18 protein-coding genes are annotated in these 19,533 nt (G+C 62.5%); 6 read left to right on the top strand and 12 right to left on the bottom strand.

Annotation, left to right across the window (positions count from 1 at the left end):
• Positions 1-14 precede the first annotated feature (14 nt).
• Together CWR53_RS17860 and CWR53_RS17855 are read left to right on the top strand one after the other, a co-directional pair.
• Positions 15-1,295: an MFS transporter gene (locus CWR53_RS17860; RefSeq protein ID WP_058604421.1), complete on the top strand. Its 1,281-nt coding sequence runs from the start codon at positions 15-17 to the stop codon at positions 1,293-1,295.
• A gap of 75 nt (positions 1,296-1,370) precedes the next feature.
• Positions 1,371-1,856: a nuclear transport factor 2 family protein gene (locus CWR53_RS17855; RefSeq protein ID WP_058604422.1), complete on the top strand. Its 486-nt coding sequence runs from the start codon at positions 1,371-1,373 to the stop codon at positions 1,854-1,856.
• On the opposite strand, the gene CWR53_RS17850 is transcribed toward CWR53_RS17855, so the two are convergent.
• Positions 1,835-2,707, bottom strand: coding sequence for a hypothetical protein (locus CWR53_RS17850; protein WP_100852168.1), 873 nt, complete (start codon positions 2,705-2,707; stop codon positions 1,835-1,837). The two genes, CWR53_RS17855 and CWR53_RS17850, sit on opposite strands and share 22 nt — an antisense overlap.
• 81 nt (positions 2,708-2,788) lie before the next feature.
• Here CWR53_RS17850 and CWR53_RS17845 point away from each other — a divergent pair, with 81 nt between their 5' ends.
• Positions 2,789-3,079: a GIY-YIG nuclease family protein gene (locus CWR53_RS17845; protein WP_375335471.1), complete on the top strand. Its 291-nt coding sequence runs from the start codon at positions 2,789-2,791 to the stop codon at positions 3,077-3,079.
• Here CWR53_RS17845 and yejK read toward each other — a convergent pair.
• Positions 3,060-4,067, bottom strand: coding sequence for a nucleoid-associated protein YejK (yejK, locus tag CWR53_RS17840; RefSeq protein WP_023533422.1), 1,008 nt, complete (start codon positions 4,065-4,067; stop codon positions 3,060-3,062). The genes CWR53_RS17845 and yejK overlap by 20 nt on opposite strands.
• A 371-nt stretch (positions 4,068-4,438) precedes the next feature.
• Between yejK and CWR53_RS17835 the strand changes: the two genes are divergently transcribed.
• Positions 4,439-4,720, top strand: a complete 282-nt coding sequence (locus CWR53_RS17835) for an HU family DNA-binding protein (protein WP_003255106.1) — start codon at positions 4,439-4,441, stop codon at positions 4,718-4,720.
• A 50-nt stretch (positions 4,721-4,770) separates the two neighbouring features.
• Here the strand turns inward: CWR53_RS17835 and rlmF are convergent, their stop codons facing one another.
• The 5 genes from rlmF to CWR53_RS17810 all read right to left on the bottom strand — a co-directional run bounded on the left by rlmF (position 4,771) and on the right by CWR53_RS17810 (position 11,358).
• On the bottom strand, positions 4,771-5,724 hold the full coding sequence (rlmF, locus tag CWR53_RS17830) for a 23S rRNA (adenine(1618)-N(6))-methyltransferase RlmF (RefSeq protein ID WP_100852167.1): 954 nt from the start codon (positions 5,722-5,724) through the stop codon (positions 4,771-4,773).
• A gap of 175 nt (positions 5,725-5,899) precedes the next feature.
• Complete coding sequence (locus CWR53_RS17825) at positions 5,900-8,746, bottom strand: valine--tRNA ligase (protein ID WP_100852166.1); 2,847 nt, start codon at positions 8,744-8,746, stop codon at positions 5,900-5,902.
• Between the two features lie 288 nt (positions 8,747-9,034).
• Positions 9,035-9,382, bottom strand: coding sequence for a hypothetical protein (locus tag CWR53_RS17820; protein WP_058604425.1), 348 nt, complete (start codon positions 9,380-9,382; stop codon positions 9,035-9,037).
• Positions 9,383-9,387: 5 nt separating this feature from the next.
• Positions 9,388-9,816, bottom strand: coding sequence for a DNA polymerase III subunit chi (locus CWR53_RS17815; RefSeq protein ID WP_058604426.1), 429 nt, complete (start codon positions 9,814-9,816; stop codon positions 9,388-9,390).
• 48 nt (positions 9,817-9,864) lie between these two features.
• Positions 9,865-11,358, bottom strand: coding sequence for a leucyl aminopeptidase (locus CWR53_RS17810; protein WP_058604427.1), 1,494 nt, complete (start codon positions 11,356-11,358; stop codon positions 9,865-9,867).
• Positions 11,359-11,659: 301 nt separating this feature from the next.
• Between CWR53_RS17810 and lptF the strand changes: the two genes are divergently transcribed.
• Both lptF and lptG read left to right on the top strand, forming a co-directional pair.
• Positions 11,660-12,775 (top strand): LPS export ABC transporter permease LptF, encoded by a 1,116-nt coding sequence (gene lptF / locus CWR53_RS17800; RefSeq protein WP_058604428.1) that lies wholly within the window; start codon positions 11,660-11,662, stop codon positions 12,773-12,775.
• Positions 12,768-13,829 (top strand): LPS export ABC transporter permease LptG, encoded by a 1,062-nt coding sequence (gene lptG, locus CWR53_RS17795; protein WP_058604429.1) that lies wholly within the window; start codon positions 12,768-12,770, stop codon positions 13,827-13,829. Before lptF ends, lptG begins: the two co-directional genes overlap by 8 nt.
• 94 nt (positions 13,830-13,923) lie before the next feature.
• Here the strand turns inward: lptG and CWR53_RS17790 are convergent, their stop codons facing one another.
• The 5 genes from CWR53_RS17790 to gcvH form a co-directional block, all read right to left on the bottom strand.
• On the bottom strand, positions 13,924-14,412 hold the full coding sequence (locus CWR53_RS17790) for an RDD family protein (protein ID WP_058604503.1): 489 nt from the start codon (positions 14,410-14,412) through the stop codon (positions 13,924-13,926).
• An 89-nt stretch (positions 14,413-14,501) separates the two neighbouring features.
• Positions 14,502-14,714, bottom strand: coding sequence for a cold-shock protein (locus tag CWR53_RS17785; protein ID WP_023533319.1), 213 nt, complete (start codon positions 14,712-14,714; stop codon positions 14,502-14,504).
• 357 nt (positions 14,715-15,071) lie between these two features.
• The gene (gene gcvT / locus CWR53_RS17780) at positions 15,072-16,193 is read right to left on the bottom strand and encodes a glycine cleavage system aminomethyltransferase GcvT (RefSeq protein ID WP_058604430.1); all 1,122 of its coding nucleotides are present in this window, start codon (positions 16,191-16,193) and stop codon (positions 15,072-15,074) included.
• Positions 16,194-16,274: 81 nt separating this feature from the next.
• The gene (gcvP, locus tag CWR53_RS17775) at positions 16,275-19,130 is read right to left on the bottom strand and encodes an aminomethyl-transferring glycine dehydrogenase (RefSeq protein WP_100852165.1); all 2,856 of its coding nucleotides are present in this window, start codon (positions 19,128-19,130) and stop codon (positions 16,275-16,277) included.
• Between the two features lie 11 nt (positions 19,131-19,141).
• Positions 19,142-19,525 carry a glycine cleavage system protein GcvH gene (gcvH, locus tag CWR53_RS17770; protein ID WP_100852164.1) on the bottom strand — a complete coding sequence of 128 codons (384 nt, stop codon included), beginning with the start codon at positions 19,523-19,525 and terminating at the stop codon, positions 19,142-19,144.
• Positions 19,526-19,533: the final 8 nt, after the last annotated feature.

The following is a 19,533-nucleotide window of genomic DNA, read 5'->3' as shown; positions in this document are numbered from 1 at the left end:
GACACGAGTTACCAATGCCTGAACCTAGAACGCCCAAAACCCCCGCAGTGGATCCTGACCGCGACCCGTTGCTCATCGACGCCGAGGCGGACGACGAGCAGGTACAGCGCCAGCCGCCGGTCAGGCACAAGCCCTGGCTGCTGTTGCTCGGCCTGGTACTGGTGGCCTTGAACCTGCGCCCTGCGTTGTCGAGCATGGCGCCGGTGCTGGGGCAGGTTTCCGACGGGCTGGGGCTCAGCGCAGCGCAGGCAGGCCTGCTGACGACATTGCCGGTGCTGTGCCTGGGCTTGTTCGCGCCGCTCGCGCCCATGCTGGCGCGCCGTCTGGGCAGCGAACGGGTGGTGCTGGGCATTCTGGCGACCTTGGCGCTGGGCATCGTACTGCGCAGTGTCCTGGGCACGACAGGTCTGTTTCTGGGCAGCCTGGTGGCCGGTGCCAGTATCGGCATCATCGGTGTACTGCTGCCGGGTATCGTCAAGCGCGACTTTCCACAGCATGCCGGCACGCTGACCGGCGTCTATACCATGGCGCTGTGCCTGGGGGCGGCGATGGCGGCGGGGGCGACCGTGCCGTTGGCGCACGCGTTGGGCGACAACTGGGCCCCGGCACTGGGGTTCTGGATGCTACCGGCCGTGCTGGCCATGCTGGTATGGCTGCCTCAGGCGCGCAACGGTCATGGCGTGCACAAGGTCGCCTATCGCGTGCGTGGCCTTTGGCGTGACCCGCTGGCATGGCAGGTCACCCTGTACATGGGGCTGCAGTCCTCGCTCGCCTACATTGTCTTCGGCTGGCTGCCCTCGATTCTGATTGGCCGCGGCCTTAGCCCAACCCAGGCGGGCCTGGTGCTGTCGGGGTCGGTGATCATGCAACTGGTCAGCTCGCTTGCAGCACCTTGGCTGGCCACCCGTGGGCGTGATCAGCGCCTGGCGATCGTGGTGGTCATGCTGGTGACCCTGTGCGGGCTGTTCGGCTGCCTTTACGCACCCTTGTCGGGGCTGTGGGGCTGGGCAGTGCTGCTGGGCCTGGGCCAAGGCGGCACGTTTGCCCTGGCACTGACCTTGATCGTGCTGCGCTCAAGGGATGCGCATGTGGCGGCGAACCTCTCCAGCATGGCTCAGGGCGTTGGCTACACGCTGGCGTCGATGGGCCCGTTCGCCGTGGGCCTGGTGCATGACCTGACCGGAGGCTGGAATGCTTTGGGTTGGGTGTTTGCCGTGCTCGGTGCAGGGGCCATCGTGTTCGGCCTGGGGGCCGGGCGCGCGTTGCATGTGCAGGTTACCAGCGAGAAGGTCTGATAGCTTCGCCGTGGTACTGGCGGAACCCGGCGAGGCAGATTATCGTGCGGTTTTCACCCTCAGGAAGCCCATTTGATGAGCGATGCCAACCGCGAGTTGATCACCCGTTTCTACCAGGCTTTCCAACGGCTTGATGCCCAGGCCATGGTCGCCTGTTACAGCGATGACGTGGTGTTCAGTGATCCGGTCTTCGGCACGCTGCGTGGCAAGGACGCCGGCGACATGTGGCGGATGCTGACCCAGCGCGCCAAGGATTTCTCCCTGCGCTACGAAAACGTGCGTGCCGATGAGCGCGGTGGTTCGGCGCAATGGATTGCCACTTACGTCTTCGCCCAGACCGGACGAGGCGTGGTCAATACCATCCAGGCACGTTTTGAAATCCGCGATGGGCTGATACACCGGCATGAAGACAACTTCGACCTGTGGGCCTGGTCCCGCCAGGCCTTGGGTGCGCCAGGGCTGCTGCTGGGCTGGACACCCTGGCTGCAAGCGAAAGTACGCCACCAGGCATTCAAGGGCTTGCGGGCGTACCAGCACGCTCAAGGGGCGGCGACCGCCTGATCAGGCTCGTGATAGGTGAACGTGGCACGCTCGCCGGCCTGCCAGGGTAGCCGTATCTTGATCACGGGTATGAAGCCGCCATGGGTGCGGTGCCAGTCTTTTTGATCAGCTTGAGCTTGCTCCAGGGCACCGTACTCCCCGTCGATGTAGAAGAATGACTGGATGGGCAGCTCGCTCGCGCGGGCTTCATCCCAAGCGCCGATCACTATCTCGTTCCAGACAAAGGGCAGCTCGTCAGCAAACAGTCGTTGCGCGCGCAGGGTCTGGTGGAAGGCTTGTGCACGTTCCGGTACGCGCGCCCGGCGTATGTCGAAGGCGCATTGGCGCTTATAGTCGCCGGTCAGCCTGAAGCGTGCGATCCAGTCTTCGGCCGTATGCACGCCTTGTTCATGGCAGGCCGCTTCACGTTCGGGTGTCTGTCGATTGTCGCCGCATCCCCGGTTGTCTCGTTCCCATGTGTCGCCATCGGTGGGCCATGCGCAGAGCATTTCATAGCGCAGGGAGCCGGCGGGTCGCTGCAACAGCGGATACAAGGTGAAGCCACTGCGACCATCGGCGGCCAGGCCAGTGGTCGGCAAGTCACTGCGCAGGTAGGAAAACGAAACACCACCTTTGTCCTTGCTGTTCTGGCTATGATGCCAGGTGTGATAGTGCGGGGATGGACGCGTGGACCTCAGCAAGACGCCAGAGCAGGCATGGGCCGGCACGGCATTGCCCTCGCACTGGGTGGGGATGGCGTTATAGTTTTCCTGCATGCGGGCGGCGGTCTGGGCGCCAGTCGAAGCCTGTGCGCTGGCGGTTGCAGCGAGTACCGCAGTGGCCAGCAGTGAACGAATCTGTAAATGGAGCATGATGAGCCCTCGTCGAGTGGGCTCATGAAGTTAATGATGGATACAGCCGTTGTGGTGAGTGAAAACGTGCCGGATCAGGTAATGAAACCTTGGTATGTGTACCTGGTCAGGGCGGCCAATGGCGCGCTTTACTGTGGCATCAGCGATGACCCGCGGCGGCGCTTCGAGGCGCACTGCAAAGGCCAGGGTGCACGCTTTTTCAAGACCAGCCCTGCCCAGGCCCTGGTCTACGTGGAGCGGTGGCCGGACAAAGGCGAAGCCTTGCGCCAGGAAAGGCTGGTCAAGCGCCTGCGCAAGTCGGCGAAAGAGGCACTGGTGTCCTCCTACAACGCCGAACCTGCATGCGGTGCAGTCAGTCCTTGCGACGCTTGAGCTGATCCACGAGCGTTGTGGGCAGACCCTTGATGATCAAGGTGCCAGCCGCTTCGTCGTACTCCACCTTGTCGCCCAGCAAATGGGCCTCGAAACTGATCGACAGCCCTTCGGCACGGCCGGTGAAGCGGCGGAATTGGTTGAGGGTGCGCTTATCGGCAGGAATCTCCGGTGACAGCCCATAGTCCTTGTTGCGGATATGGTCGTAAAACGCCTTGGGCCGATCTTCATCGATGAGGCTGGACAGTTCTTCGAGCGTCACAGGCTCGCCCAGCTTGGTCTGCGTGGTGGCGTAGTCCACCAGCGTCTGGGTTTTTTCACGGGCAGAGGCCTCGGGCAGGTCCTCGCTTTCCACGAAGTCACTGAACGCCTTGAGCAACGTGCGCGTCTCGCCCGGCCCGTCTACACCTTCCTGACACCCGATGAAGTCACGGAAGTAATCCGAGACTTTCTTGCCATTCTTGCCCTTGATGAACGAGATGTACTGCTTGGAGTTCTGGTTGTTCTTCCATTCCGAAAGGTTGATGCGCGCCGCCAAGTGCAACTGACCCAGGTCCAGGTGCCGCGAGGGCATGACATCGAGTTCGGCGTTCACGGCAACGCCTTCGCTGTGGTGCAGCAGTGCGATGGCCAGGTACTCGGTCATGCCTTGCTGGTAGTGCGCAAAGAGCACGTGCCCGCCGGTGGACAGATTGGATTCTTCCATCAGCTTTTGCAGGTGCTCCACGGCCAGCCGGCTGAAGGCGGTGAAATCCTGCTCCTGGTCCAGGTACTGCTTCAACCAGCCACTGAGCGGGTAGGCACCGGACTCGCTGTGAAAGAACCCCCAGGCCTTGCCCTGCTTGGCGTTGTAGCTGTCATTGAGGTCAGCGAGCAGGTTTTCGATGGCGTCGGACGCTGCCAGCTCGGCGTCGCGTGCGTGCAGCACGGCAGGGCTGCCATCGGGCTTTTTGTCGATCAGGTGAACGATGCAATGTCGGATTGGCATGGGGTTCTCGGCCAGCTGCAAAAGCGCTGAAGTTTACCTCAGACGCTCGGTGATTCAGTGGCCGGATCGTAGCAGAAATGAAGGTTGGCGGTTTTTTGCTCAAATTCGCGGTGTTTTCATCAGTAGGGCCTGAAAACCTGCATTAAATCAGGGGCGGAAGCGGATATTTATCCGCTGCTGTGGTAGTTTTGCGCGGTCTTGCGCCCCTGTTGTGGCGCATTGCTGCAGTACGCGCTCGGCGTGTCGAACCAAACGCTGATTTGCGTATCTACATACCCAATTGGCGCGGCCCTCCAATCTCGTCGGGGCTGGCCCGATAACGTCGTCGTTCGCTGCATAACCATCGAATTTGATAGGGAAGGAACACCACCATGGCATTGACCAAAGACCAACTGATTGCCGACATCGCCGAATCGATCGCAGCGCCTAAAGCCACCGCCAAGAACGCTCTGGAGCAACTGGGCCAGATCGTTGCCGACCAACTGGAAAACGGCGCTGAAATCACCCTGCCAGGCATCGGCAAGCTGAAAGTCTCCGAGCGTCCTGCCCGTACCGGCCGCAACCCTTCGACTGGCGCCGCCATCGAAATCGCTGCCAAGAAAGTCGTCAAGTTCGTACCGGCCAAAGTGCTGACCGACGCCATCAACAAGTAATTGTCGATGCGGTGACCTAACCGCACTCGGGTTGCCCGAGCGCGGTTTTTTCATGCCTGTGAAATGTGCTTGGCGCGCCATGCCTTGCGTGCAGCATCGTCATGGAAGCTCCAGGCGAGCATGCGGCTTTGTTTCTGCCCTTGGCCCATTTCGACAACGCGCACCGCCGCGGCGCCGGTCTTTTTCAAGACGGCCTCCAGCGCCGGCAGGTTACTGGCCTTCGATACCAGGCTGGTGAACCACAATGTCTGGCTGGCGTAGGGCACGCTCTCGTTGATCAGTTGGGTAACGAAGCGGATCTCACCGCCTTCGCACCACAGTTCGTTGTTCTGGCCACCGAAGTTCAGCACGGGCAGTTTGCGCCTGGGGTCCTGCTTGCCCAGGTTCTTCCATTTGCGCTGGCTGCCACGGGTGGCTTCCTCGCGTGAGGCATGGAAGGGCGGGTTGCACAGGGTCAGATCGAAGCGCTCATCGTCCTTGAGCAGGCCGCTGAGGATATGCGCAGGGTTGCTCTGCTGGCGCAGGTTGATGACCTTGTCCAGGCCATTGGCCTGAATGATCGTCCTGGCCGACGCCAATGCTACGGGATCGATGTCCGAGCCCAGAAAGCGCCAGCGGTAATCGCTATGGCCCAGCAGCGGGTAGATGCAGTTGGCACCTACGCCGATGTCGAGCACGCGCACCTGGGCGCCTTTGGGGGGCTGGCCTGCGTTGTCGGCAGCCAGCAGGTCGGCGGCCACATGAATGTAGTCGGCGCGACCGGGGATCGGCGGGCACAGGTAGTTGGCCGGGATGTCCCAGTGCTGGATCCCGTACTGGGCTTTGAGCAGGGCACGGTTGAACACTCGCACGGCTTCGGGGTTGGCGAAATCGATGCTGGGTTTGCCGTGAGGGTTGGTGATGGTGAAGCGCGCCAGGTCAGGGTGGGCCTTGATCAGGCTCGGGAAGTCGTAGCGGCCCTGGTGGCGGTTGCGCGGGTGCAGGGTGGGTTTATTTTGAGTCATGCTCGGGTCCGGTGCTGCATGTGCTGGCCAGGGGGCCGCTGTGCGGCCCATTCGCGGCACAAGGCCGCTCCCACAGGATAGTGGGGCTCCTTGAAGGCAGCGCCGTTCCTGTGGGAGCGGCCTTGTGCCGCGAAACGAGGGCGAAGCCCTCGCTGGTCAGGTCAGCATTGTCAGGTTACAGCGCTGCAATCCGCGCATGCTGCTCGGTGAAGTTCGCCAACGCCTGCTCGGACTCGGCCAGCTTGGCACGTTCCTTCTCGATGACGGCAGGCGGTGCCTTGTCGACGAATGCGGCGTTGGACAGCTTGCCGCCCACGCGCGCCACTTCGCCTTGCAGGCGCTGGATTTCCTTGTTCAGGCGGGCCAGTTCGGCATTTTTGTCGATCAGCCCGGCCATCGGTACCAGCACCTGCAGGTCGCCCACCAACGCCGTGGCGGACAATGGCGCCTCGTCGTTGTCGCCCAGCACGGTAAACGATTCGACCTTGGCCAATTTCTTGAGCAAGGCTTCGTTTTCCTGCAGGCGACGCTGGTCGTCGGCGCTGGCGTTCTTCAGGAACAGCGGCAGTGGCTTGCCAGGGCCGATGTTCATTTCGGCGCGAATGTTGCGCAAGCCGACCATCAGCTCCTTGAGCCACTCGATGTCGCCTTCGGCAGCCACGTCGATGCGTGCATCATTGGCCTGGGGCCAGGGCTGCAGCATGATGGTCTTGCCTTCGACGCCCGCCAGGGGCGCGATGCGCTGCCAGATCTCTTCAGTGATGAACGGCATGAACGGGTGGGCCAGGCGCAATGCCACTTCCAGCACGCGAACCAAGGTACGGCGCGTGCCACGGGCGCGCTCCACAGGGGCCTGCTCGTCCCACAACACCGGCTTGGAAAGCTCCAGGTACCAGTCGCAGTACTGGTTCCAGATGAATTCGTACAGCGCCTGGCTGGCCAGGTCGAAGCGGAACTGCTCAAGCTGACGGGTCACTTCGGCTTCGGTGCGCTGCAGCTGCGAGATGATCCAGCGGTCGGCCAGCGACAGCTCGTAGGCTTCGCCGTTCTGGCCGCAGTCCTCACCCTTGTCCAGCACGTAGCGGGCGGCGTTCCAGATCTTGTTGCAGAAGTTGCGGTAGCCTTCGACGCGGCCCATGTCGAACTTGATGTCGCGACCGGTCGAGGCCAAGGAGCAGAACGTGAAGCGCAGGGCGTCGGTGCCGTAGCTGGCAATGCCCTCGGGGAACTCGGCCTTGGTCTGCTTGGCGATCTTCTCGGCCAGCTTGGGCTGCATCATGCCGCTGGTGCGTTTTTCCAGCAGGGCATCGAGGGTGATGCCGTCGACGATGTCCAGCGGGTCCAGCACGTTGCCCTTGGACTTGGACATCTTCTGGCCCTGGCCGTCACGCACCAGGCCGTGCACGTACACGGTCTTGAACGGAACCTGGGGCGTGCCGTCCTCGTTCTTGATCAGGTGCATGGTCAACATGATCATGCGCGCAACCCAGAAGAAGATGATGTCGAACCCGGTCACCAGTACATCGGTGGAGTGGAATTTCTTGAGGAACTCGGTTTGCTCCGGCCAGCCCAGGGTCGAGAAGGTCCACAGGCCCGAGCTGAACCAGGTATCGAGTACGTCGTCATCCTGGCGCAGGTTCACGTCCGCGCCGAGGCCGTGCTTGCTGCGCACTTCCTCTTCGTTGCGCCCGACGTAGACCCGGCCCGCCTCGTCGTACCAGGCCGGGATGCGATGGCCCCACCAAAGCTGACGGCTGATGCACCAGTCCTGGATGTCGCGCATCCAGGAGAAGTACATGTTCTCGTACTGTTTGGGCACGAACTGGATACGACCATCTTCGACCGCAGCGATGGCAGGCTCGGCCAATGGCTTGGTGGAAACGTACCACTGGTCGGTCAGCCACGGTTCGATGATGGTGCCCGAGCGGTCACCCTTGGGCACTTTCAAGGCATGGTCGTCGATGCCGACCAGCAGGCCCTGGGCTTCCAGGTCGGCAACGATCTGCTTGCGTGCAACGAAGCGATCCAGGCCGGCGTACTGGGACGGCAGGGCGGTGTCTACCTGGTCATTGAGCGAACCATCGAGGTTGAACGCCTGGACCGCTGGCAGCACCACGGCATTCTTGTCGAAAATGTTCAGCAGCGGCAGGTTGTGACGCTTGCCGACTTCATAGTCGTTGAAGTCGTGGGCCGGGGTGATCTTGACGCAACCGGTGCCGAACTCAGGGTCGCAGTAGTCATCGGCGACGATGGGGATGCGACGGCCAACCAGCGGCAACTCGACGAACTTGCCGATCAGGGCCTGGTAGCGTTCGTCGGTGGGGTTAACCGCGACGGCAGCGTCACCCAGCAAGGTTTCCGGACGCGTGGTGGCGACCACCAGGTAATCCAGCCCCTCGGCGGTGGTGGCACCGTCGGCCAGCGGGTAGCGCAGGTTCCACAGGTGGCCTTTCTCGTCGTGGCTTTCCACTTCCAGGTCGGAAATGGCGGTGTGCAGCTTGGTGTCCCAGTTGACCAGGCGCTTGCCCCGGTAGATCAGGCCGTCTTCGTGCAGGCGCACGAACGCTTCCTTGACCGCTTCGGACAGGCCATCGTCCATGGTGAAGCGCTCGCGGCTCCAGTCCACGGAGGAGCCAAGGCGACGAATCTGCCGGCTGATGTTGCCGCCCGACTGGTCCTTCCACTCCCAGATTTTTTCCAGGAACTGTTCGCGGCCCAGGTCATGACGGTTCAGGCCCTTGGCTTCGAGCTGACGCTCGACCAGCATCTGCGTGGCGATGCCCGCGTGGTCGGTACCCGGCTGCCAGAGGGTGTCGCGACCCTGCATGCGACGGAAGCGGATCAGGGCGTCCATGATCGCGTTGTTGAAGCCATGACCCATGTGCAGGCTGCCGGTCACGTTCGGTGGCGGGATCATGATGGTGTAGGACTCGCCTGCACCTTGTGGGGCGAAATAGTTCTCGGCTTCCCAGGTGTTGTACCAGGAAGTTTCGATGGCGTGCGGCTGGTAGGTCTTATCCATGCGCGGCGGGACCCTGTGCATTTATTCGGGAAAGCCGGGAAGTATAACCAAGCCGAAGGGCGCAGGCGACAAGCGGCTGCTGGGTGGGCAAGCGGTCTTCATCGCAGTTGGCGTTAGCGATTGGCGCGTAAGAGCGGCCTCGTGCCGCGATGGGCCGCGAAGCGGCCCCAGTATTTGAATCACAACATATAAAATGGGGCCGCTGCGCGGCCCATCGCGGCACGAGGCCGCTCCTACCAGAGGGGCGTAGCTTGCAGGGGTTTAAAGGCCAGGTGCTCAGCAGCCCCTTCACTCCGAACGCTTGATCAACCGCTCGATGCGCGCATCGAGGCGACGCTTGATCTCGTTTTCGATGTGCGGGGTAAAGTCGTTGATCACATCCTGCATGATCATCTGCGCTGCAGCGCGCAGTTCGCTTTCAAGGTGCAGCAGGGTGTCCTGGCGACGTGCTTGCGGGTCATCAAGGGGGTTGTCGCTGGCAGCCGGGTCGGCAGCGCTGTCAACGGGCGCAGGCGCCTGTTCCACCGTGTCGGTGAGCAAAGGCGGTTGCAGGTCGGCATCGCCAAGCAGTTGGCGAATCGACTCGAGGTCGTCGAGCAGGTGGGTGGAGCCGGGCAGGGGAGCGTGCTTGTCCATCGTTATCAAAATCGCTGTAAGCGGTGGTCTTGCAGAGCATAGCCTTGTTCACGGTAGAAACGGAATCGCTCACGCGCCGATTGGCGGATGGCGGCCTCTTCAACCACGATCTCGGCAACCCGCTCGAACTGGCTGACAAAACCGGGAACATTGGCGCCCAGGTTGATCAACAAGTCCTGGTGCCCCTGTGCATGATCCCCGACACCAAGCGCCACGCGCGCATCGGCGTGGTCTTCGGCCAGGTCATGGGGCACGAAGGCTTCGCCCCTGAATGCCCACAAACGCTTATCCAAGGCGGCACGCTGATCGTCATCCTGGCAATGCAGGTAGACGCGATGGCCCAGCCGCCAGGCTTTGTCGCACAGCTTGCAGGCGAAATCCAGGCGCGCCTCCAGCGAATCGGTGGGCAGTATGTAGAAGTCGACTTTGCTCATGTGGGTTCCGTTGGCCGGCAGTGCCCGAGGCACTGCCGGCGCTCGCCGTCAGGCGCCGGCACGGTCCAGCAGGTACTGGGTCAACAGGGGCACCGGGCGACCGGAGGCACCCTTGTCCTTGCCGCCGCTGATCCAGGCGGTACCGGCAATATCCAGGTGCGCCCAGTCATAGGCCTTGGCGAACCGCGACAGGAAGCAACCGGCGGTGATGGTGCCGGCTTTCGGCCCGCCAATGTTGCCCATGTCGGCGAACGGGCTGTCCAGTTGTTCCTGGTACTCATCGAACAGCGGCAATTGCCAGGCGCGGTCATCGGCGCGCTTGCCTGCCTCGAGCAGTTGGCTGACCAGCTCGTCGTTGTTGCCCATCAGGCCGCTGGTGTGGCTGCCCAGGGCGACGATGCAGGCGCCGGTGAGCGTGGCGATATCGATCACCGCCTGGGGCTTGAAACGCTCGGCGTAGGTGAGGGTATCGCACAGCACCAGGCGACCTTCGGCGTCGGTGTTGAGAATCTCCACGGTCTGGCCGCTCATGGTGGTGACAATATCACCAGGGCGAGTGGCGCCGCCGCTGGGCATGTTCTCGGCACAGGCGAGCAGGCACACCAGGTTGATGGGCAGTTGCAGTTCCAGCACCGCACGCAGGGTACCGAACACGCTGGCTGCGCCGCACATGTCGTATTTCATCTCGTCCATGCCGGCACCGGGCTTGAGGCTGATGCCGCCGGTGTCGAAGGTGATGCCCTTGCCTACCAGCACGAAGGGCTTGTCGCCTTTCTTGCCGCCTTGGTAGTTGAGCACGATCAGACGCGGAGGTTGATCGCTGCCCTGGCCGACGGCGTAGAACGCGCCCATGCCCAGGTCCTTGATCTTCTTCTCGTCCAGCACATCGACTTTCAGGCCCTTGTGCGCCTTGCCCAGCTCCTTGGCCTGCTCGGCCAGGTAGCTTGGATGGCACAGGTTGGGAGGCAGGTTGCCCAGGTCACGGGTATAGGCCATGCCGGTGGCAATGGCACTGGCGTGGCGCACGGCGCGCTCCACGTCGGTCTGGTTGAGTTTGGTGGTGAGCAGGGTGACTTTCTTCAGCGCCCGAGGCTCGGCCTTCTGGCTTTTGAAACGATCGAATACGTACTCGCCATCGAGTAGGGTTTCGCCCAGCAGGCGATATTTGCCGTAGCCTGTATCGCGGTTGCTCAGCGCAATGTCATCGAGTGCCAGAACGGCGTCGGCGCCGTTGAGGCCCTTGAGCACACCGGCAACGCTGGCCACCAGCTTGCGCCAGGTGCGATCACCCAGCGCCTCGTCCTTGCCACTACCCACCAGCAGCACACGCTCGGCCTTCAGGCCCGCAACAGCGTGCAGCAGCAGCGTCTGGCCAGGCTTGCCGACCAGGTCGCCACGCTTGAGCGCAGCGCTGATGGCGCCCTCGCTTGCCAGGTCCACGGCCTGGGCCACGGTGCCCAAGGCACGTTTTTCACCGACTGGGATGACCAGCGTTGCGGTCTTGACCGATGCAGCGGCTACGCTTTTTACAACCAGTTCCATCTCAGGGTCCCCGAATGATCGATACGTGTGGCGCCGTGCTGGCCGGCGCTTGGAACGCGACTGGCTGCGCGGTGGCAGGCCAGTGGAAAAGCTGCCAGTTTGAGCCTGCGGCCGGCGTGCTGACAACCCCGGCGTGCTGTGCGATGCGCGGCCAAGTGACAGGCGCGGTCAATCACAGGATAATGCGCGCACTTTATATGGAGGTTCGCCTTGGGCGAACCAGCATTGGCCTTGGATGTACTAAGTCATCGTCTGGTGCCATCGATTGGCAGTCCGTGCTGACAACCCAGGAGTGTCTGGTTTGATCGTCTTTCGTTATCTATCCCGCGAGGTCCTGGTGACCTTGAGCGCCGTCAGCGCCGTGCTGCTGGTGATCATCATGAGCGGGCGCTTCATCAAATACCTGGCCCAGGCTGCACAGGGGGTGCTCGACCCTGGCGTCCTGTTCCTGATCATGGGGTTCCGCCTGCCGGGCTTCCTGCAACTGATCCTGCCGCTGGGGTTGTTTCTGGGTATTCTGCTGGCCTATGGCCGGCTGTACCTGGAAAGCGAAATGACCGTGCTGTCGGCCACCGGCATGAGCCAGCAGCGCCTGCTCGCCATGACCATGGCGCCTGCGGCACTGGTGGCGCTGCTGGTGGCCTGGCTGAGCCTGAGCCTGGCACCCCTGGGCGTGGCCCAGGTACAGAAGATCATCAGCCAGCAGGATGCCCTGACCGAATTCGACACTTTGGTGCCGGGCCGCTTCCAGACCCTGCGCGATGGTTCGCGGGTGACCTACACCGAGCAGCTTTCCGATGACCGGGTAAACCTGGGCGGCGTGTTCATCTCGGAAAAACGCTTCAACCAGGACAAGACCAAGGACCGCGCCCCGTCGGTGCTGGTGGCCGAGCGCGGACACCAGGAAATCCAGGCTGACGGCAACCGTTACCTGGTGCTCGAAAACGGCTACCGCTACGACGGCAACCCAGGCCAGGCCGACTACCGCGCCATCAAGTACGACACCTATGGCGTGTTGTTGCCCAAGCCTGAAGTCAGCGAGGAGGTCACCGAGCGCGAGGCGATCCCCACCACCGACCTGTTCGGTGCCCAGGATTTGCGAGAGCGCGCCGAACTTCAATGGCGCCTGTCCCTGCCGATCCTGGTGTTCATCGTGACCCTGCTTGCCGTGCCGCTGTCGCGGGCCAACCCCCGGCAGGGGCGGTTCCTCAAGCTGCTGCCGGCCATCCTCCTGTACATGGCGTACCTGACAATGCTGATTTCCGTGCGCGGTGCACTCGAGAAGGGCAAGTTGCCCATCGCCCTTGGCATGTGGTGGGTGCATGGGCTGTTCCTGCTCATCGGCTTGGGCCTGATGTACTGGGAACCCCTTCGCCTCAAGCGCGCAGCCCGTCGTGCGGAGGTGGCCCGTGGCTAAGCTCGATCGTTATATCGGCCAGAGCGTGCTGGTGGCTATCCTGGCTGTCCTGGGCATCATCCTGGGGCTGGCCTCGCTGTTTGCCTTCATCGACGAAATGGGCGACCTGAGCGATACCTACACGGTGCTCGAAGCAGGCAAGTATGTGCTACTTACCGCGCCGCGGCGGCTGTACGACATGCTGCCGATGGCGGCGCTGATCGGCTGCCTGATCGGCCTGGGTACGCTGGCTAGCAGCAGTGAGCTGACCATCATGCGCGCCGCTGGGGTGTCGATCGGTCGCATCGTCTGGGCGGTGATGAAACCGATGCTGGTGCTGATGCTGGTTGGCCTGCTGATCGGCGAATACGTGGCACCGGTCACCGAAAACAAAGCCCAGGCCGATCGCTCCCTGGCCCAGGGTGGCGGTGAAGCGCAAAGCTCCAAGCGTGGCATGTGGCACCGGCAGGGCGAGGAGTTCGTGCACATCAACTCCGTGCAGCCCAACGGCCTTCTGCTGGGTGTGACCCGCTACCGGTTCGACGACCAGCGCAATATCATCAGCTCCAGCTTCGCGCGCCGGGCGCGTTACGAAAACGACCACTGGCTGCTGACCGATGTGCGCACCACCCTGTTCCATGGCGACCGTACCGAAGTCGTGCAAAACCCTGAAGAACAGTGGGATGTGTCGGTCACGCCGCAGTTGCTCAACACGGTGGTGCTGGCGCCTGAATCGCTGTCGATCACCGGCCTGTGGGACTACATCCACTACCTGTCCGACCAAGGGCTGAACAACGCCCGCTACTGGCTGGCCTTCTGGACCAAGGTCCTGCAACCGGCCATTACGGCAGCCCTGGTACTCATGGCCATTTCGTTCATTTTCGGACCGCTGCGATCGGTGACGCTTGGCCAGCGTGTCTTCACCGGTGTGCTGGTGGGCTTCGTGTTCCGTATCGCCCAGGACCTGCTGGGCCCCTCCAGCCAGGTGTTCGGCTTCCCGCCGTTGCTTGCGGTGGTGCTGCCAGCCGGCATCTGCGCCGTGGCAGGCTTGTGGTTGTTGCGCCGCGCTGGATAAACCTGCTGCGCAGCCGCATGGCTGCGTGCTTGACCCTAGGGGCCGCTATAGCGGCCCCTTGTGTTTCAGGGCCGCTGCCGCTTGAGTAGAACGCTCATTTCTTCGGCTTGGGGACTCGAACCAGTTGGCTCTCGGAGTAGATGTCGTGCCAGCTGCGTTTGCGCTTGTCGACCAGGGCCCAGAAGAAACCCAGCCCCAGGCATAGCCACGAGGCGATGGAAACGACAAACCGCAACAGCGCCTGCCAGAGCGTGATGGGCGAGCCATCGGCGTTCTGCACACGCACGCCCCAGACCTGCATGCCCAGTGTCTGCCCGCCATGGGTCCAGAACTTGGCGAAGAAACCGAATAGCACGAACAGCAGCACCGTGGACAGCAAAGGGTCGCCGTCGAGCGCGCCTGCTTCGGTGAGTTCGCGCATACGCTGCTGGCCGATGATCGCCATCTGGATCATCTTGTAGAGGCCTGCGGTGACGATCAGCAGGGCCGTGCACAGCAAAAAATCATAGAACACCGCCGCCAGGCGCCTGCCGAGGCCGACCGGAGGGAAATCACCTTGGGGAAGCAGTACAGGCTTGGACATGCAGAACAGCTCCATCACGCAAAGCCGCCATTCTACGGGCAAAAAAAAGCCCCTGCACTGAGCAGGGGCTTTTTGGGGGGTAACAAGGCTTATTCAGCAACCTGAACCTTGTCAGCCTGCATACCTTTCTGGCCTTGTACGGCTTCGAAAGTGACTTTCTGGCCTTCTTTCAGGCTCTTGAAGCCGTTGCCTTCGATGGCGCGGAAGTGCACGAACAGATCAGCACCGCTTTCTGGGGTGATGAAGCCGTAACCTTTTTCGTCATTGAACCACTTGACGGTACCGTTCTGACGCTGAGACATGGTCTTATTTCCTATGAAACTTAGGTTTGGATGACAGTTTTCTTTCGCTTTCAAACAAGCAAAAGAGTACTGGGCTGGGTTGCAGGAAAGTAAGAGACGTCGAACGGGTTGTAGCAGATTGCGGCTACTGGCCCAGGTCACGAACTGTTGCGACCCATGCAAACACAGTGCACTGACTCTACGCCAACTGCCGAGCGAAAAACAAGCCTTGCAGCGGGTGTAAAAGTGACTGTTTTACAACCCTTGGTCAAATCGCCGAAAGTGCATGGCGCCTGGCCTGGCGCCATGTTCGCAGTGGCGCGCGCCACGTTCGTAAACGAAGATACCGAGCACTGCCAAGTCGTCGATGAAGCTGCCTTAACCGCGATAGTAACGGGGCGCTACGAACGGCGTTTTACTGACTTTCAAGGCCACCTTCTTACCGCGCACAAGGGCATATAAAAGCGTGTCCAGGGCGGCATGTTCGGTGTCGACATACCCCATCGCCACAGGGGCGCTGAGTGTGGGCCCAAAGCCGCCACTGCAGATGGTGCCGACCGGGGTACCTTCTGCATCGACAATCTCGGCGCCTTCGCGCACAGGTGTACGTTCCTGGGGCAGCAAACCAACGCGCTTGCGTTTTACACCCTCACGTTGCTGGCCGAAGATGGCCTGCGCGCCCGGAAAGCCTCCGGCACGGGCACCATCGGCCCGGCGTGGCTTGGACATTGCCCACACCAGGTTGGCTTGCACGGGCGAGGTGTCGCCGCTCATGTCATGGCCATACAGGCACAGGCCAGCTTCCAGGCGCAACGAGTCACGGGCCCCTAGCCCGATCGGCTGGACCTCTGGCTGCTTGAGCAGCTCCCTGGCGAGCGTCTCTGCGCCCGCCACCGGCACGGAGATTTCATAACCATCCTCCCCGGTGTAACCCGACCGACTGACCCAGCACGGATGGCCCAGTAACGTGACAGGACGCACCTGCATGAACGTCATGTCAGCCACTTCATGCGCCAGACGCTGCAGGACCTTGACCGCTGCCGGCCCTTGCAAGGCGAGCAGGGCACGCTGGTCGAACAGCGGCTGGACCTCGCAACGTTGGCCGATATGCCGCTGCAGGTGCGCCAGGTCCTGATCCTTGCAGGCGGCGTTCACCACCAGCAGCAGTGTTTCGTCACCCAGATTGGCGACCATCAGGTCGTCGAGGATGCCCCCGTGTTCGTTGGTGAACATGGCATAGCGCTGCATGCCAACGGGCAGGTCGATGATGTCGACCGGCACCAGCGTTTCCAGGGCACTGGCAGCGTCGCGACCCTTGAGCAGAACTTGCCCCATGTGCGAGACGTCGAACAACCCGGCTTGTTCACGGGTGTGCAGGTGCTCTTTGAGCACGCCCAGAGGGTACTGCACCGGCATGTCGTAGCCCGCGAAGGGCACCATGCGCGCACCCAGTTCCAGGTGCAGGGCATGCAGTGGGGTTTTGAGCAGTGTTTCGGACATCGATGACTCCTTGCATGGGTTTCGGTCAATGTCCGGGGACATTGACCGCCAGGCGAATGACACACTCACGATCCGGCGCTGTCAGGCGTCCTGGTAGCTTTCGATCGACGGGCAGGCACAGACCAGATTGCGGTCGCCAAAGACGTTGTCGACCCGGCTCACAGGCGGCCAGTACTTGCTTTGCACCAGGCCAGGCAGCGGGTAGACCGCTTGTTCGCGGGAGTAACCATGGGCCCATTCGCCCACCAGTTCCGCTGCGGTGTGCGGCGCGTTCTTGAGCGGGTTGTCGTCCTTGTCCAGCGTGCCGTCCTCTACCGCGCGGATTTCCTCGCGGATCTGGATCATGGCTTCGCAGAACCTGTCCAGCTCTTCCCGTGATTCGCTTTCGGTCGGCTCGATCATCAGTGTGCCTGCCACCGGGAACGACATGGTCGGGGCATGGAACCCGTAGTCGATCAGGCGCTTGGCCACGTCGTCGACGCTGATGCCACTGCTGTCCTTGAGCGGGCGCAGGTCCAGGATGCACTCATGGGCGACCAGGCCATTGCTGCCGGTGTACAGCACCGGGTAGTGCTCCTCCAGGCGGCGAGCGATGTAGTTGGCATTGAGGATGGCCATCTGCGAAGCCCGCTTGAGCCCCGCGCCCCCCATCATGCGAATGTACATCCAGGTGATCGGCAGGATGCTGGCGCTGCCGAAGGGTGCGGCGCATACCGCGCCTTCGGCAGTGCCCAGGGCGGCATGGCCCGGCAGGAAGGGCGCCAGGTGCGATTTCACGCCGATCGGTCCTACGCCCGGCCCACCGCCGCCATGGGGAATGCAGAAGGTCTTGTGCAGGTTCAGGTGCGACACATCGCCCCCGAACTTGCCCGGCGCGCACAGGCCGACCATGGCGTTCATGTTGGCGCCGTCGATGTAAACCTGGCCGCCGTTGTCGTGGACGATGGCGCAAATCTCGCCGATCGCTTCCTCGAACACCCCATGGGTGGACGGGTAGGTGATCATCAGCGCCGCCAGGCGTTCGCGGTGCTCGATGGCCTTGGCACGCAGGTCGGCGACGTCAACGTTGCCGCGCGCGTCGCAGGCCGTGACCACCACCTGCATGCCGGCCATGTTGGCCGTTGCCGGGTTGGTGCCATGGGCTGAAGAAGGGATCAGGCAGATGTCGCGATGCCCTTCGTTACGGCTGCGGTGATAGGCGCGGATCGCCAATAGGCCCGCGTACTCGCCCTGAGAACCGGCGTTGGGTTGCAGCGAGACGGCATCGTAGCCCGTGGCTGCGCAGAGCATGGCCTCCAACTCCGACGTCAATTGCAAGTAGCCCTGGCTTTGCTGCGCTGGGGCGAAGGGGTGCAGGTTGCCGAATTCTGCCCAGGTGACCGGGATCATTTCGCTGGCAGCGTTGAGCTTCATGGTGCACGAGCCCAGTGGGATCATGCTGCGGTCCAGGGCCAGGTCCTTGTCGGCCAGCTTGCGCAGGTAGCGCATCAACTCCGTTTCGCTGTGGTAGCGGTTGAACACGGAGTGTTCGAGGAACGTCGTACGACGCAGCAAGGCCTCGGGCAGCAGTGCACCGCTGCTGGCGGCCAGCGCCTGGAAGTCAGGCTGCGTTTGACCCTCGCCAAACAGCTGCCACAGCGCCTGTACATCGGCCGGGGTGGTGGTTTCGTCCAGCGATACGCCTACATGGCCGGCGTCGACCTGGCGCAGGTTGATGCCTTGGGCGCGGGCTTTCTCGTGCAGGCTGAGGGTGGCATCGCCAGTGGCCAGGGTCAGAGTGTCGAATGCTATGTCGTTCACCACTGTCACAGCCATCGCCCGCAGGCCCTGTGCCAGGATGGCGGTCAAGCTGTGGGTACGTTGTGCAATGCGCTTGAGGCCTTCAGGGCCGTGATAGACGGCGAACATGCTGGCAATGTTGGCAAGCAGCACCTGGGCGGTGCAGATGTTGCTGGTGGCCTTTTCGCGGCGAATGTGCTGCTCACGTGTCTGCATGGCCAAGCGCAGGGCCGTCTTGCCGAACCGGTCGATCGATACGCCGACCAGGCGCCCTGGCATGTCGCGCTTGAAGGCATCGCGGGTCGCGAAGTAGGCCGCATGCGGCCCGCCGAAGCCCAGGGGCACACCAAAGCGCTGGGCGCTGCCGATGGCCACGTCGGCCTCGAACTCGCCAGGTGGGGTCAACAGGGTCAAGGCCAGCAGGTCTGCCGCCACGGCCACCAACGCATTGGCGTGATGGAACCGCTGCACCACTTCCCGGTAATCGAAGATACCACCGGTGCTGGCGGGGTACTGCAGCAAGGCGCCGAAGAATGGGCTGGCATCATCGAGCGCCTGCTCGTCGCCTACCACCACCTCGATGCCCAAGGGCTCTGCGCGGGTACGCAGTACATCGAGGGTCTGCGGGTGGCAATGCATCGAGGCGAAGAAGCGGTTGCTGGCCTTGTTCTTCGACAGGCGCTTGCAGAACGTCATGGCTTCGGCAGCCGCCGTGGCTTCATCGAGCAGCGAAGCATTGGCGATCGGTAACCCTGTGAGGTCGCTGATCAGGGTCTGGAAATTGAGCAAGGCTTCCAGCCGGCCCTGGGAAATTTCTGGCTGGTAGGGCGTGTACGCGGTGTACCAGGCCGGGTTTTCCAGCAGATTGCGCAGGATGGGCGCGGGCGTGTGGGTGTTGTAGTAACCCTGGCCTATGTAACTTTTGAAAAGCTGGTTCTTGCCGGCGATGGCCTTCAGGGCGGCGAGCGCATCCGCTTCGCTGTGCCCATCGTCCGTGCCCAGCACGCTGGTGCCCTTGATGCTGGCGGGGATGACGGCGTCGGTCATGGCCTCCAGTGAATCGAAGCCCAGGGTGTCGAGCATGGCCTGCTCGTCTTCGCTGCGTGGCCCGATGTGACGGGCAATGAACTCATTGGCAGTGCCGAGGTTGATAGTCATGGCGTGGTTCCTCAGGCGTCGTCGTTGGCGTTGAGCAGGCGGTCGTAGGCACCCTGGTCGAGCAGGGCGCTCACAGCGCTGGCGTCGGCAGGCTTGAAGCGGAAGAACCAGCCTTCGCCCAGCGGGTCCTCGTTGACCAGCTCGGGGCTATCTTCAAGCTGGGCATTGACCTCAATCACTTCGCCGGCCAGCGGCATGTAGACGCCGCTGGCAGCCTTGACCGACTCGACGGTGGACGCTTCGCTGCCTTTGTCATAGTGCTGCAGCTCCGGCAGCTGCACGAACACCACATCGCCCAGTGCATTCTGGGCATAGGCGGTGATCCCTACGGTGACGCTGCCATCGGCTTCTACACGCAGCCATTCGTGGTCGTCGGTGAAACGCAACTCGCTCATGAAAAATC

The sequence above is a fragment of the Pseudomonas sp. SGAir0191 genome, assembly GCF_002812565.2.
GTDB classification, from domain to species: domain Bacteria; phylum Pseudomonadota; class Gammaproteobacteria; order Pseudomonadales; family Pseudomonadaceae; genus Aquipseudomonas; species Aquipseudomonas parafulva_B.
This window is presented reverse-complemented; position numbering and strand designations above follow the sequence as displayed.

Coding starts and splice junctions, on each gene's coding strand:
- CWR53_RS17785 (WP_023533319.1), bottom strand. CDS start 14,714: ATGTCTCAGCGTCAGAACGGTACCGTCAAGTGGTTCAATGACGAAAAA.
- yejK (WP_023533422.1), bottom strand. CDS start 4,067: ATGCCAATCCGACATTGCATCGTTCACCTGATCGACAAAAAGCCCGAT.
- CWR53_RS17850 (WP_100852168.1), bottom strand. CDS start 2,707: ATGCTCCATTTACAGATTCGTTCACTGCTGGCCACTGCGGTACTCGCT.
- gcvH (WP_100852164.1), bottom strand. CDS start 19,525: ATGAGCGAGTTGCGTTTCACCGACGACCACGAATGGCTGCGTGTAGAA.
- gcvT (WP_058604430.1), bottom strand. CDS start 16,193: ATGTCCGAAACACTGCTCAAAACCCCACTGCATGCCCTGCACCTGGAA.
- CWR53_RS17810 (WP_058604427.1), bottom strand. CDS start 11,358: ATGGAACTGGTTGTAAAAAGCGTAGCCGCTGCATCGGTCAAGACCGCA.
- CWR53_RS17855 (WP_058604422.1), top strand. CDS start 1,371: ATGAGCGATGCCAACCGCGAGTTGATCACCCGTTTCTACCAGGCTTTC.
- CWR53_RS17815 (WP_058604426.1), bottom strand. CDS start 9,816: ATGAGCAAAGTCGACTTCTACATACTGCCCACCGATTCGCTGGAGGCG.
- CWR53_RS17820 (WP_058604425.1), bottom strand. CDS start 9,382: ATGGACAAGCACGCTCCCCTGCCCGGCTCCACCCACCTGCTCGACGAC.
- CWR53_RS17860 (WP_058604421.1), top strand. CDS start 15: ATGCCTGAACCTAGAACGCCCAAAACCCCCGCAGTGGATCCTGACCGC.
- gcvP (WP_100852165.1), bottom strand. CDS start 19,130: ATGACTATCAACCTCGGCACTGCCAATGAGTTCATTGCCCGTCACATC.
- CWR53_RS17845 (WP_375335471.1), top strand. CDS start 2,789: ATGAAACCTTGGTATGTGTACCTGGTCAGGGCGGCCAATGGCGCGCTT.
- CWR53_RS17835 (WP_003255106.1), top strand. CDS start 4,439: ATGGCATTGACCAAAGACCAACTGATTGCCGACATCGCCGAATCGATC.
- CWR53_RS17825 (WP_100852166.1), bottom strand. CDS start 8,746: ATGGATAAGACCTACCAGCCGCACGCCATCGAAACTTCCTGGTACAAC.
- CWR53_RS17790 (WP_058604503.1), bottom strand. CDS start 14,412: ATGTCCAAGCCTGTACTGCTTCCCCAAGGTGATTTCCCTCCGGTCGGC.
- rlmF (WP_100852167.1), bottom strand. CDS start 5,724: ATGACTCAAAATAAACCCACCCTGCACCCGCGCAACCGCCACCAGGGC.